Annotated in this window: 15 protein-coding genes and 1 other annotated feature; of the genes, 1 reads left to right on the forward strand and 14 read right to left on the reverse strand. The window is 46.7% G+C overall.

Going from position 1 to position 13,757, the window contains the following annotated elements; genetic code table 11:
- Positions 1 to 20: 20 nt before the first annotated feature.
- From AC5ELV_RS07860 to lspA, 4 genes are all read right to left on the reverse strand, one after another.
- Positions 21 to 935 carry an aspartate carbamoyltransferase catalytic subunit gene (locus tag AC5ELV_RS07860; protein WP_493429764.1) on the reverse strand — a complete coding sequence of 305 codons (915 nt, stop codon included), beginning with the start codon at positions 933 to 935 and terminating at the stop codon, positions 21 to 23.
- Positions 932 to 1,498: a bifunctional pyr operon transcriptional regulator/uracil phosphoribosyltransferase PyrR gene (gene pyrR, locus AC5ELV_RS07865; RefSeq protein ID WP_322153732.1), complete on the reverse strand. Its 567-nt coding sequence runs from the start codon at positions 1,496 to 1,498 to the stop codon at positions 932 to 934. The genes AC5ELV_RS07860 and pyrR overlap by 4 nt, the downstream gene beginning before the upstream one ends.
- A gap of 505 nt (positions 1,499 to 2,003) precedes the next feature.
- Positions 2,004 to 2,975, reverse strand: coding sequence for an RluA family pseudouridine synthase (locus AC5ELV_RS07870; RefSeq protein ID WP_493429765.1), 972 nt, complete (start codon positions 2,973 to 2,975; stop codon positions 2,004 to 2,006).
- Position 2,976: 1 nt separating this feature from the next.
- Complete coding sequence (lspA, locus tag AC5ELV_RS07875) at positions 2,977 to 3,468, reverse strand: signal peptidase II (protein ID WP_493429766.1); 492 nt, start codon at positions 3,466 to 3,468, stop codon at positions 2,977 to 2,979.
- Between the two features lie 236 nt (positions 3,469 to 3,704).
- On the opposite strand from lspA, the gene AC5ELV_RS07880 reads away from it, so the two are divergent.
- Positions 3,705 to 4,439: a TraR/DksA C4-type zinc finger protein gene (locus tag AC5ELV_RS07880; protein ID WP_493429767.1), complete on the forward strand. Its 735-nt coding sequence runs from the start codon at positions 3,705 to 3,707 to the stop codon at positions 4,437 to 4,439.
- Positions 4,440 to 4,461: 22 nt separating this feature from the next.
- On the opposite strand, the gene AC5ELV_RS07885 is transcribed toward AC5ELV_RS07880, so the two are convergent.
- The 10 genes from AC5ELV_RS07885 to sigG all read right to left on the reverse strand — a co-directional run bounded on the left by AC5ELV_RS07885 (position 4,462) and on the right by sigG (position 13,709).
- Complete coding sequence (locus AC5ELV_RS07885; RefSeq protein WP_493429768.1) at positions 4,462 to 4,809, reverse strand: DUF5665 domain-containing protein; 348 nt, start codon at positions 4,807 to 4,809, stop codon at positions 4,462 to 4,464.
- Positions 4,810 to 4,994: 185 nt separating this feature from the next.
- A complete protein-coding gene (ileS, locus tag AC5ELV_RS07890; RefSeq protein WP_493429769.1) occupies positions 4,995 to 8,084 on the reverse strand; it encodes an isoleucine--tRNA ligase in 3,090 nt (1,029 codons plus the stop codon).
- Between the two features lie 79 nt (positions 8,085 to 8,163).
- Positions 8,164 to 8,442 (reverse strand) — a binding site (T-box leader).
- Between the two features lie 168 nt (positions 8,443 to 8,610).
- Positions 8,611 to 9,120 (reverse strand): DivIVA domain-containing protein, encoded by a 510-nt coding sequence (locus AC5ELV_RS07895; protein WP_023989434.1) that lies wholly within the window; start codon positions 9,118 to 9,120, stop codon positions 8,611 to 8,613.
- Between the two features lie 172 nt (positions 9,121 to 9,292).
- A complete protein-coding gene (locus tag AC5ELV_RS07900) occupies positions 9,293 to 10,075 on the reverse strand; it encodes a YlmH family RNA-binding protein (RefSeq protein ID WP_493429770.1) in 783 nt (260 codons plus the stop codon).
- A gap of 8 nt (positions 10,076 to 10,083) precedes the next feature.
- Positions 10,084 to 10,341, reverse strand: a complete 258-nt coding sequence (locus AC5ELV_RS07905) for a YggT family protein (RefSeq protein ID WP_023989436.1) — start codon at positions 10,339 to 10,341, stop codon at positions 10,084 to 10,086.
- Between the two features lie 7 nt (positions 10,342 to 10,348).
- The gene (locus AC5ELV_RS07910; RefSeq protein WP_013311078.1) at positions 10,349 to 10,801 is read right to left on the reverse strand and encodes a cell division protein SepF; all 453 of its coding nucleotides are present in this window, start codon (positions 10,799 to 10,801) and stop codon (positions 10,349 to 10,351) included.
- Positions 10,792 to 11,493, reverse strand: coding sequence for a YggS family pyridoxal phosphate-dependent enzyme (locus tag AC5ELV_RS07915; protein ID WP_493429771.1), 702 nt, complete (start codon positions 11,491 to 11,493; stop codon positions 10,792 to 10,794). Before AC5ELV_RS07915 ends, AC5ELV_RS07910 begins: the two co-directional genes overlap by 10 nt.
- Positions 11,494 to 11,501: 8 nt before the next feature.
- Positions 11,502 to 12,386: a peptidoglycan editing factor PgeF gene (pgeF, locus tag AC5ELV_RS07920; protein ID WP_493429772.1), complete on the reverse strand. Its 885-nt coding sequence runs from the start codon at positions 12,384 to 12,386 to the stop codon at positions 11,502 to 11,504.
- A gap of 82 nt (positions 12,387 to 12,468) precedes the next feature.
- On the reverse strand, positions 12,469 to 12,807 hold the full coding sequence (locus AC5ELV_RS07925; protein ID WP_025718640.1) for a YlmC/YmxH family sporulation protein: 339 nt from the start codon (positions 12,805 to 12,807) through the stop codon (positions 12,469 to 12,471).
- Positions 12,808 to 12,926: 119 nt separating this feature from the next.
- Positions 12,927 to 13,709 (reverse strand): RNA polymerase sporulation sigma factor SigG, encoded by a 783-nt coding sequence (gene sigG, locus AC5ELV_RS07930; RefSeq protein ID WP_007431182.1) that lies wholly within the window; start codon positions 13,707 to 13,709, stop codon positions 12,927 to 12,929.
- Between the last annotated feature and the right edge of the window lie 48 nt (positions 13,710 to 13,757).

Raw genomic sequence — 13,757 nt, forward strand, 5'->3', positions numbered from 1 at the left:
TACGATCCTACTGACAGCTTCTACAGCTTCATTGCCCGTTCCATAACCGCCATGCGGATCGGAACCCCGTTTGCCATTTGCGGAAAAATTCGCGATTGTTCGCTTTCCACAACTGCACTATCAATTTCCACATTCCGATTCACTGGAGCTGGATGCATGATAATCGTTCCGGGCTTCAGGTTCGCTGCTCTTTTCTCTGTCAAACCGTACTGCTCTCGGTACTCATCCGCTGAGCGCAACATCCCTTCGGCATGCCGTTCCAGCTGTACCCGAAGCATCATGACCACGTCCGCCTGTAGTGCCTCTTGCATCGAAACATAAGGCGCGTACGCCGCAAGATCAGGTGCTTGCATATTTTCAGGAGCGCAGAAGCTAACCTTGGCTCCGAACTTTTGCAAGGCCCATAGATTCGAGCGAGCGACACGGCTGTGCAGAATGTCTCCTATAATGGATACTCTCAAGCCTTTAAGCTCACCGAAAGTTTTGCGCATGGTGTACAGGTCCAGCAGAGCCTGTGTTGGATGCTCATTGTTGCCGTCCCCTGCATTAACCAGTGGAACATTGACCTTCTCAGCGAGCTCTTGCAGCACCCCGGCTGGCTTTAACCGGATGACTCCTGCATCAATGCCCATGGATTCGAGCGTACGTACTGTATCGTAAATGGACTCCCCTTTTTCCACACTGGAAGCCGCAGCGGAAAAGTTCAAAACCTGAGCGCCCAGCCGCTTCTCTGCCATTTCAAAAGAAAAGCGGGTACGAGTGCTGTTTTCAAAAAACATGTTGGCCGCAAAGCGTGATTGCAGTACCGGAACCAGCTTTTCTGGTTGAGATTCCCAATAATGAGCGCGATCCAGAATGGACTCGATTTCATTTCGGCTAAGTTCCTTTAACCCGAGCAGGCTACGTTCTTTAAGTTGACTGGCTGTTGTGATCATAGCTGTTCCCCCCGGTTCTGAATGATTGTCACTTCGTCCTTACCGTCCGTCTCTTGAAGCGCAACTACGATTTCCTCATGTTTGGAGGTCGGGATGTTCTTGCCGATGTAATCCGGACGAATTGGAAGCTCACGGTGTCCGCGATCCGCTAGTACTGCCAGCTGAATCATTTGCGGTCGTCCGCAGTGCATCAATGCATCCATCGCCGCGCGGATGGTGCGGCCTGTGTACAGCACATCGTCAAAGAGAATGACTTTCTTATCATGAACCGATACGTCAGCAGGATTCATCAAAAGCTCTTTTCCATTTCCTTTAGCTTCGGCTACGCTGCTCCGGTCATCCCGGTAGGCTGTGACATCCAGCTCTCCCCATGGAATTGGTGCGCCTTCAATCTCAGCAATTTTTTCAGCCAGGCGCTGCGCCAGATGAACTCCGCGTGTTCGAATACCTACTAGCACACAATCGTCAATACCTTTGTTTTTCTCCAAAATTTCATGTGCAATCCGTGTCAATGCCCGACGAATCGCAATTTCATCCATCAGTACATGTGTTTCATTACTCATGCTTCCAGCCTCCTCAGGTAATGTTCCCTTCAGACCTGGTCCCGTGTTCGGATACAAAAAAGACTCCTTGCCCAAGTTTGGCAAGGAGTCTCGTGTGAACAGTCTTCCACTGTTCTCCGATCTCTCGGACACACTGAAGACATACCGCCGCAGCGGATGCACTGATCAGTGATCCATTCACGTTACCTTGCCAGCCTCACGGGACTGATTTAAAGGTGCTATTCAGGATTTCCTTTGTCCTGCTTCTCATAGTGTGAGATGGTTAGCCATCTCTTGGACAAAGTTCATCGCAACTACAGGAAGTATGACAGATTGAAAATCGTGTGTCAACACCCGTTCAACCGGAACCACCGGAAGCACTCTAATAATTATACATCTTAATTGTATAATTATCCATAGTTGTTTTTACCCATACCTTGTCCTACAATAAAAAAACCGCCATTTAGGCGGTTTTAACTTAATAATTTATTCAGGTTTGTGAATAGGAATGCAAATTATCATTGTTTTAGCGACTACGCAAGGATGCTAAAACATCCTCCATATCAGGAGGGATCGGTCTGCTAAATTCCATGTATTCTCCAGTGGATGGGTGCTTAAAGCCCAGTACCGCCGCATGCAGCGCCTGACCATCCATACGAACCCCTTTGCTGCGCCCATACATAGGGTCACCAACCAATGGGTGTCCAATAAATTTCATGTGAACACGAATTTGATGTGTGCGTCCTGTTTCCAATTGAAGTTCTAGGAGGGTATAATCCCCCAACCGTTCAATGACGAGAAAATGGGTAACTGCATGCTTACTGTTACGTTCCGTCACTGTGAACAATTTACGATCACCCGAATCGCGGCCAATCGGAGCATCTACCGTTCCCTGATCGTGGCTCAAATGACCGTGAACTAAGGCTATATATTTCCGAGTCACACTATGGTCCTTGAGCTGTGCTGCAAGTGATGCGTGAGCCTGATCATTTTTAGCCGCCATCAGCAGTCCTGATGTATCCTTATCAATACGGTGAACAATACCAGGACGTAATTCCCCGTTAATACCCGAAAGATCGTGACAGTGGTACATCAGTGCGTTAACTAATGTTCCCGAAGAGTGTCCCGGTGCAGGATGCACGACCAGACCACGTTGCTTGTTAATAACAATAACGTCCGAGTCCTCGTAAACGACATCCAACGGAATATTTTCCGGTACAATATCTACACTTTCTGGCTCCGGTACCGATAATTCAATACGATCTCCTTCAGCCAGCTTGTAGTTCGCCTTGATTGCCGTACCGTTCACCAGCACACGACCATTTCCAATCCACAGCTGTATCTGAGAACGAGATACTTCCTTCATTTCTTCGGCAATATATTTGTCTATACGCGTTTTGGCATCCCCGGAATCCGCTGTCCATTCCAGGGATTCACCCTCAAGTTCGTCCTCATAAGACAGACCTGCGGCTTCGCCGTTTTCATTCACTTCATTCATGCTATGACTTCCCTTCAATGCTATCATTGCCATTTCCTTTTTGCCGACGCGATTCCAGTAATGTATCCAAAATAATCAGTGCTACACCGATGACAATCGCCGAATCTGCCACATTAAAAATGGGGAACGTATAGCTTCCAAAATTAAATTGCGCAAAATCAACCACTTCCCCTGAAATAGCTCGATCCAAAAAGTTACCGACTGCTCCCCCCAGCACCAAACTTAGCGCAACAGGAAGTAGCTTTTGTCCAGCCTTGACTGTTTTTCGCAGGTACCAGACGATACCAATCACCACTACAATTGTAATCACGATAAAAAGCCAACGTTGACCTTCCAAAATCCCAAAAGCGGCTCCACGATTACGATGGGAGGTGATTAAAAAGAAATTGCCGATGACTGGTATTTGCTCGTACAATTCCATCCGCGTAGCCACCAAATATTTGACTCCCTGATCAATCAAAAAAATAATTAGCGCAATACCAAAATAAATCACAGTCCTTCGTCACTCCGATCCGCTTATATCCGTTGTTGAACCCATTTATTGTAGCATAAGCGTTCTCAGATCGTCCACGAAACCCGCAAGCTATCAAGCACAAACCATCCATAAAATGAACTCCTTCGCATTTGATTAGAATTTCCTATGTAAAAGAGGTCTTTCCGGTGCAAACTACATGGAGCATACTCGACACAACACATGCGCATGTAAACCTAGAACAAGGAGAGGATTCCATGTCCACATTGACGGAGCAACAATTGCAGGGCTTGCGTAACGAACTGCTGGAACGCAAAAAAGAAATTGAGCATCGTTTGCAAGACAACGGCCATTACGGACTCGGCGATTCCCAACGCGATCAAACCGGCGAGCTTTCTCCTATTGATAACCACCCAGGAGATCTGGCTACCGAAACCTACGAGCGAGCCAAGGATATTTCCTTACTGGAGCACGACGAATTCCAATTAGAACGAATCGAATCAGCTCTGATGGCCATGGAAAAGGGGACGTATGGCATTTGTGCCGCCAGCGGTAAACCCATTCCCTATGAGCGCCTACTGGCTGTTCCCTATACCATTTACTGCAAAGAATACAGCCCCGAAACAGAAGTGTCTAACCGCCGTCCAGTGGAGGAAGAATTTCTCGCTCCCTCGTTCGGCAGAACGAGTCTGGATGAACGTGATGATCAAAATGGCTTCGACGGTGAAGATGCCTGGCAGATCGTCGAAAATTGGGGTACCTCAAACACACCAGCCATGGCCGAAAGTAGAGAAATTCACAGTTATGATGATATGGAAATTGAAGCAGGCGACGACAATATGGGCTTCGTAGAACCATACGAAAGCTTTGTTGCTACTGACATTTATGGACAAAATGTATCCGTTATTCGCAGTTCCATTTATCAGCGTTATATCAAAGATGGCGAGGGCGAAGGTCTACTGGAGCCGGATACGCACGAAGACGAATCGTGAACTTTAAAGTGGAGATCGGTGCCTAATAGGTAGTAAGCTCCAATTGTCGTTGTACGATCCGTACAATATCAGCGATATAATCACCGATAATCGGCAAATTCAACGCTCCGAGCACTTGCAGCACATAAATAATGGTAGCGGCAAAAAAAGTAAAACCTAGCGCGATGCCGATTCCCCGGGAAACACCGGATATTAGATTTAGCCAGAGTAATCGCCAAGGCTTATTCAGCAGCAAAGCGTAATCAGCAATACGTGTCCGTTCCAACTGCTCTGACACAGCACGTATCAGCCTTTCAACACGACTTAATCGCTCTGACTGATTACCTGTTATGCTTTTATCTGCGGCTATGGCAGCTCCTTCTCCGTTCATCCCTCGGAGACTCCTTCCCTGTCTACGCCTTGATCGTGCCGTCATATGCACAATCCCCCTTTTCCCATGGCTGCCCTGAACGCAGCAAACGAGCCGAAGCACGTAACGGAGAAAAACCGTTTCCGATGCTTAGGCTCGTTTTTATATGCTGCCTGTTATTGTATTATGGGACAGGGGGCTTGTAATTATTCCCCAATATGAACGCTGATGGTTTTACCGTTCACTTCCACATGTTCTGCTGGTTCGGCTTGACCAAATGTCACAGTAGTAACCAATACGTTCTCACGCAATACAGAGTCGAAGCTTTCAATGGCCAGACGCAGCTCGTTATCTACATCCAACGTCAACGCCACATACTTTTCAATCGGCAGATCCAGTTTTTTACGATAATCCTGTACCGCACGAACCACTTCACGTACCCAGCCCTCTTGCTCCAGTTCCGGTGTAATGTCCGTGTTCAACGCTACCGTTAAGCCATAACCGGAAGCAGAAGCGAAGCCTTCTTTCGCTTTTTTCTCTACCAGCAATTCTTCGGCCGTAACTTGCAGTTCTTCACCTTCTGGAGAAGCGACGTTTAACACTCCTTTTTCTACAACAGAACGGGTATCCTCAGCAGACATTCCTTTGAAAAAGTTTTGTAGGAAACCGACATTTTTACCGTATTTCTTGCCTGCTACTTTCAAATTCAGTTTCAGTGTAAAATCTACAAAGCCACTATCGTCCGTCTCAACATGAATATGCTTCACGTTAATCTCATCTTTGATGATTTCCTCATAGCCACTCAGTTCAAAATCCTGATCCATGGACAGAATCAACTCGGACAACGGTTGACGCGTTTTCAAACCTGTTTCGTTGCGGACGTTACGCGCCAATTCGACGACACGACGTGCCGTTTCCATGTCTCGTTCCAGTTCCAGATCGATCAAGGACTCATTGGTAGTCGGATAATCATCCAGATGAACACTTTCCCCGTTGCTCAGGTTGAGGTAAATATCCTCTGCAAGCAGTGGTGTAAACGGCGCAAGTAGTTTGGCAGTCGTTAACAGCACTTCGGTCAGTGTACGGTATGCATCCAGCTTATCTTCTGTAAGACCATTGCCCCAGAATCGGTCGCGTGAACGACGGATATACCAGTTGCTCAGCTCATCCACAAACGACTCAATTGCTTTAGATGAGTTCAGGAAGTCATTTACAGCCAGCGCTTTGTCCACTACCAAAATGAGGCTGTTCAGACGGGACAAAATCCAGCGATCCAACTTATGGGCCGATGGTTTGAACGGATGCTGTGCCGGATCGAATCCGTCGATATCCGCATACAAGGTCAGAAAGGCGTGTGTATTTACAAGCGTATCCACCAGCTTCGATTTAGCCTCACCTACAATGCCTTTGGAAAAACGTTTGCTATTCCATGGTGCACTATCGGACAGCAATGCCCAGCGGAAAGCATCTGTACCGTACTCATCAATCACTTCCCACGGATCAATAACATTCCCCTTGGATTTAGACATTTTCTGCCCCTGTTCATCCAGTACATGGCCTGTCGCCATGACAGCTTTATAAGGAGCTTTGCCAGTCAGCATAGTCGAAACCGCAAGCAGGCTATAGAACCAGCCACGAGTCTGGTCAATCCCTTCACAGATCATATCTGCCGGAAATTGCTGTTCGAACGTTTCATTATTTTCAAAAGGATAATGATGCTGCGCAAATGGCATAGAGCCGCTATCGAACCATACGTCGATCACTTCCGGTGTACGAGTCATTTCGTATTTACCACATTGGCTACGAACCTTAATATCATCTACATATGGTTTGTGCAGTTCGATGTCCGCTGGTACGTCGCCAATCGCACGTTCCCTCAATTCAGCAATACTATGCGGAGCAAACTGTTCTCCAGTTTCCTCACAAACCCAGATGTTTAGCGGTGTACCCCAATAGCGATCGCGACTGATATTCCAATCCACCAGTTCCTCCAAAAATTTTCCGAAACGGCCTTCACGTATATGACCCGGGTACCATTCAACTTCGCTGTTGTTGGCAATCAGTTGATCCTTGATCGCAGTTGTTTTGATAAACCAGCTGTCCATAGCGTAGTACAATAATGGAGTATCGCAACGCCAGCAGAACGGATAGCTATGCTCGTATTTTTCCTTGCTGTACAGCAAACCTTTTTCGGACAGCATTTTAACAATATCTACATCACAGTCTTTCACAAAACGACCTGCAAAATCAGTAATTTCCTCTACATAGTTACCTTGGAGATCCACCACGTTGATGAATTCAACACCATTTTCACGACATACCCTGTAATCATCCTCACCATGCGCCGGAGCCATGTGAACGATACCTGTACCGCTGGAGTCTGTAACGAACTTCGCACCCAGAATCTGATTACCCTTCTCAACCTGAAAATACGTAAATGGCGGAGTATAAGTTTGGCCAACCAGTTCTGAACCGGATAGCGTACCAATCACTTCATGATCGCCTTTAATTACGTCCTCAACCAGATTTTTAGCAACGATGTATACACCATCTTCCTGCTTCACACGTGCATATTCCAGTTCAGGGTTGACGGCGAGCGCCACGTGACTCGGCAAGGTCCAAGGTGTTGTCGTCCAAGCCAGTACAAATTCACCACTGCTATGCAGCTTGAATTTGGCTGTGGCACTCAGATCCTTTACATCTTTGTAGCCCTGCGCTACTTCATGAGAACTTAGCGTCGTCTGACAATCCGGGCAATACGGACTCACACGATGACCACGATACAGCAGATCTTTTTCATGAATTGTCGCCAAAATGTTCCATACGCTCTCGATATAGTTATTATCTAAAGTAATGTAAGGGTTATCGAGGTCTGTCCAGTATCCGATCGCTTCGGTTAGATCACGCCATTGTTGCTCATACTCAAACACACTCGCCTTACATTTTTTAATAAACTTCTCAACACCGTATTCTTCAATTTCAGGTTTGTGGGAGATCCCCAATTGCTTTTGTACACCCAATTCTACAGGCAAGCCATGCGTATCCCAGCCAGCCTTACGTACGACGCGATATCCCTTCATCGTCTGATAGCGGCCGACAAAATCCTTAATTACACGGCCCAGCATGTGACCGATATGCGGTTTACCGTTAGCTGTTGGTGGGCCGTCATAAAACACAAAATTTGGCTTCCCTTCACGATTGGTGATAGATTTACGGAATGTGTCCTCCTGCTTCCATTTGCTTAGGATGCGCAGGTCACGGGACCGTGCTTTTTCTTTAACATCCACTCTGTTCATACCGTCATACTCCCTCTCTGCTCATCATTGATTTCCCTAGCATTTCCTAAAAAAAGCAACAAAAAAAGCCCCATCCCTGTAAAGGGACGAGGCTGTGCTCGCGTTACCACCCTGATTCCGTAAAAACAGACCATTAAAAATACAGTCTCATCACGGCTCTCTGAGCCCCACTCAACTACAGCAGGGCGCCATTATAACGCATGGCAAACGGTGATTGCTTACACACGCCATAATCTTAAGCGCTTCAGCTCACTTCTCCGGGAGGATCTTCGGTCATGTTCTGAACGTTGGCTTGCACCAGAAGGCCAACTCTCTGAGGGACAAATCATGACGTACTCGTTCCCATCAACGAATTAAACATGTTAAATTCATCAAATATTAAATCAGCAACATCGTTGCCTTGAATAACAACCATCAGCCGACGGACGGATAATCATTGAATTCAGTATAGTATTTACAGTTATAGCCTGTTTAAAGATAAAAGTCAACCCTAACAACGCCTAATAAAAGCTTGTCAGAAATGAAATTAGTAAATTTCTTTCATCTCACGTTCGCGCTCCAGTACTTCGCGTTCCCGGTTTTCAAGGGCTTCCCAGCCGTCTTGACTTAACAAGTCAAGCTGTGCTTCCACCAGTGTACGAAACCGTGCTCGATAAATCGATGCCTGCTTCTTCAGTTCTTCGACCTCCAACGCGATCTTGCGGGATTTGGACAATGCTTCGTTCACAATACGGTCCGCATTTTTTTCCGCTTCCTTCACGATCAGTTGGGATTCTTTCTTGGCGTTGTTACGAACTTCATCTGCGGCTTCCTGCGCTACGATAATCGTCTTACTCAGCGTATCCTCAATCGTCGCGAAATGATCGAGCTTCTCCTGTACGTTCAACAACTCGGTGCTCAGTTCTTTATTTTCACGAATAACGCCCTCGTAATCTTTGATCACCTGATCCAAAAATTCATTAACCTGATCCTCATCATAACCGCGAAGCCGGCGGGCAAATTCCTTGTTATGTATATCCAATGGCGTTAATGGCATGCCGTCCACCTCCTATAAGATTGACAAAAAATACATTTTCCGCGTCACGACGCTCACTATCATCTATCGGTCATCATACCCCGTTTTGTGAATACTGTACAGAGCAAAATCGTTCCAGTTCTTCGCTATAGCTTAATTCTTTCGACAGAAAGCTCGTGAATCCTGCCTACAGCTATACAAACTTACCAATTTTGACACGGAATCTTCCCTTTTTTGTCATCCCGTCTGTTTCAAGCACTTTGAAACGCCCAAAACCCTGCATGGAAATAACGTCCCCAGCTTTAAGTGGAGTGGATGGATTCTCCTCCACCTTCCAATTTACTCGGCACCGTCCCGCCCGAATCGGTGTTAATATTTTACTGCGGCTTAGCTTGTACACATCGCTGGTAATACCGTCCAGGCGCAAAGAAGCGACCGTCAGATCTAGCGCCTCTAATGCAACTTCCTTCGTTCGCAGACTCGCTACAGGCAACAGTTCTGTCCATACATGGACACGATGTACCTGCTGCAAATGCATCGTCATAAAATCACCGATCTCTGAAGCTACCAATACATGGCACCCATCATCCAGTACATGAATGTCCCCGATTTTCCCACGTTTGATCCCAAGTCCCAGTAGGGCACCTAGATAATCACCGTGCTCAAGGGTACCTATTTTATGATCGTCAGATGTGATGGAAAGGACCTGAATCCCCATCTCCTCACCGTCCAAATACGAATAATCGGGCGCAATCAGCGCCCGCTTTCGTTCCGAAGCCATGTATCCGCCATCTACCCTAATCGTGACCTTATCTTCCTTCGAAGCAAGTGTCTCCAATATGTACTGTTGGCGCGGGTCCAAAAAATCAGTCAGCTTCTGCTCATGATAAGCTCCCGCGTGACTGATCCATTCGGAAGCGCGATCCACATAGTCCCGTTCATCCGGGTGAAAATGCTCATAAATCTCAGTTCGCATAACTCCTCCTAGACGAAATTACCAATTAAAGAAATCAAACCGTACGACGCAAAACGCAGAGCAATCAGCGCAACGATGGGAGAAATATCAATCATCCCAAAGATTGGCGGTATAAACCTGCGAAAAGGAGACAAATACGGCTCCACAAACTTGGCAAGTAAATCACCAATCACACTCTCTCTGGCATTAGGAAGCCATGACAGCAGAACATATGCAATGATCATGTACGAATAAATCTGAAATAGCCAGTAAATTACCTCGATCAAGAAAAGTTCACCTCATTCTGTTAAGTTCTTGTTCAGTGTCAGCCAATATCTCCGTAATAGAGCCTTGAATCTCAACCGTATCTGGTGTACACAGAAAAATATTGTTCCCGACCTTGGAAATACCACCACCCAGTGCATACACAGTACCACTCAAAAAATCAATAATGCGCAGCGCCTGATCCTTGCGAATTCGTTGCAAATTAACTACGACGGTGCGATGGGAACGGATATGGTCGGCAATTTCCTGTGCTTCATCATAAGAACGCGGCTCATACAGGACAACTTTCACATTTTTCTGTGAATGGATGCTGACTACATTAGTGCCCTTCTGGTTCTTACGTTTATCAAAGCTTGGGGTTTCAATTTCTTGATCTTCCGGCGTATTCATAACCTCTCGCTCTATAACTTCCTCTTCTTCCTGAAGTCCCAGAAAGTTCATGAACTTATTCATTACGCCCAATGGAAATCCTCCTCTCGTCCGACCAGTACGGAACCAAGCCGCAGCCAGGTCGCTCCCTCTTCAACCGCCACTTCAAAATCATTGGACATCCCCATAGACAAGTGAACGATGGGTTCTCTGGTCAAGGCTTGTCCATTTAACCTATCCCGTAATTCTCGCAATCCCCGAAACACAGGCCGAGTTTTTTCCGGGTCTTCCTCATGAGGAGCCATCGTCATCAAGCCAATCACGTCCACATGTTCCAACTCACGAATTTGTTCCAAGAAGGGGACAACTGCCTCAGAGGACAAGCCATATTTGGACATTTCCCCAGAGATATTGACTTGCACAAAAGCTTTAACTCGCAGTCCCAGAGCGGCTGCCTTCTTGTCCAATTCCTGAGCGAGCGATAAGCGATCAAGCGAATGTATAAATTTAAATTTTCCAATCACATCTTTAACCTTATTCGTTTGGAGATGACCAATAAAATGCCATGTTCCCCGGTCACCCAACTTGCTCCATTTATCCGCAGCATCCTGCCAGCGATTTTCGCCCACATGCTCCAAGTTGCTATCCAATACAGATGTCATTGTCGCCGCCGAAACATATTTCGTGACAGCGATCACATTAACTTCATCACACGAACGTCCACTACGGGCACATGCCGCCTCTACACGGGCATTCACTTCTTTAATTCGTTCCTCCAAAGACACGGGAGGACTCACCTCTCTTCCAGACCAATCCAGCTCGCCATTCTTCCTGTAACGCCATCTTCCTTGCGATATGAAAAAAACAAATCGCTACGGCTACTCGTGCATAAGGTAGTACATTCGATATGGCTCGGCAATATTCCTGCTTTCATCATAATGTGTCGATTGCATTGTTTCAAGTCAAGTAGTGTTTTTCCGTCGGTTAAGGGGAAGTAAACAGATCCTTCCCATTTATCATTACCCGGGCAATCATGCTCCAAAACCCGAATTTGGCTCATCACGTGCTCATCCACCTCATAGGATTCAGAGCCAATGGAAGGACCAATAGCTGCTAGTATATCAGACGGCTGAGATCCATATTCGTTTTGCATGGTCTGTACCATTTTCAATGCGATTTCCGCAACGGTTCCCTTCCAGCCTGCATGCGCCAACCCAATTACACGGCGTACTGGATCACAAAAATATAATGGTACACAGTCTGCATAAAAAGACGTCAGCAAAATGCCAGGTACATTCGTCAATAGTCCATCTGTGTCCTGAAAAGCGGATGCACGATCCATAAAGCCCCGCCCGCGATCAGCAGCCTTGACTACAGCAACATGATGACCATGAACCTGCTCACCGCACGTCCATGCTTCAGCAGCAAAACCAAGTTGCTCAGCAATGAGTCGACGGTTGCGAATGACTTTCTCGGGGTCATCCCCTACATGAAACGCACAGTTTAGACTAGCGTAGGGAACCTCACTAACACCGCCATGACGACCTGTAAAACCCGCTGTTAATCTCTGAACCTGCCGCTCCCAAGATTGAATATATAACAACTCCGGTACGGGACGTCCGCCATCTTGCATTGGCGTAGCCCCCGTAGCCTCGGTATTCACTACAAATGGTTCCATTCATTCTCACCTCTACTGCCCAGTGTACCAAAAAGCCGCCGCCGTGTCTTCACAACGCACTAAAATACGTAGATTTGCAAGTTCAGAGGCCCCTTCGGTCACTCCGCTCCTGACGTTCGATATACAACTTTTCCTCCCCTTCACCCGGCGGCTCATGCAATCCTTCCAGCCGTACAAGCACAACATCCGAACCAATTTTCACAATGTTGCGCCATGGAATGACCAACTCGCTTCCCCCTCCAAACCAGCCCATAAAACGGCTACTGCCTGGAACCACAATGGCTTCAATTTTCCCCTGCCGCACGTCAATCTCCAAATCACTGATTTGTCCTAGACGTCGCCCATCTACAATGTTAATGACATCCTTGGTTTGAAACTCGGAAATTTTCATTGCTCTTACTGACGTTTCCGGTGCACTCACACGCATCACATCCTTTATTTCACTATATGAGCGGAAGAGCCCAAAAAATGTCCTGTAAACGCAAAAACGATCCGGGTAGGATCGTTTTTATCGCTGAAATCATTCAAGCATCCATTTCATTAGGACTTTACATGTTTTTGCATTTGTTGTATAGCCGACTTCTCTAATCTTGAAACCTGGGCTTGAGAGATACCGATTTCGTCGGCAACCTCCATTTGCGTCTTTCCTTCATAAAAACGCATAGACAATATCATCTTTTCACGCTGGCCCAGGCGATGCATCGCTTCCCGCAGAGCGATTTCCTCAATCCATGAGACGTCTTTATTTCTGTCATCACTGATCTGATCCATCACATAGATTGGGTCGCCCCCGTCGTGATATATCGGCTCGAACAGCGAAACCGGATCCTGAATCGCATCCAACGCGAACACAACGTCTTCTTTAGGCACATTCAGTGCCTCTGAAATTTCAAAAATCGTTGGTTCTCGCGAGTTCAGATTCGTCAGACTGTCCCGCACCTGAAGCGCCTTATATGCAATATCCCGTAACGAACGGGATACACGGATCGGATTGTTATCCCGCAAATAACGGCGGATCTCTCCGATAATCATCGGCACCGCATAAGTGGAGAACTTTACGTTTTGCGAAAGGTCAAAATTATCAATTGCCTTCATTAGGCCGATACATCCTACCTGAAACAAATCGTCCACAAACTCTCCCCGATTGTTAAATCGTTGAATCACACTCAGGACGAGCCGGAGATTGCCGTTAACCAATTTTTCTCTGGCTGATCGTTCATTATTTTGCTGAAGTGATGTGAACAACTCGCGCATTTCTGCATTGGTTAATACCGGCAGTTTGGCGGTATCCACACCGCAAATTTCCACTTTATTTCGGGTCATCGTGTCTTACCTCCCAAGGAGCAACATTAATGTACATTATCTCCTGAG

Source organism: Paenibacillus sp. NMA1017 (genome assembly GCF_058895805.1).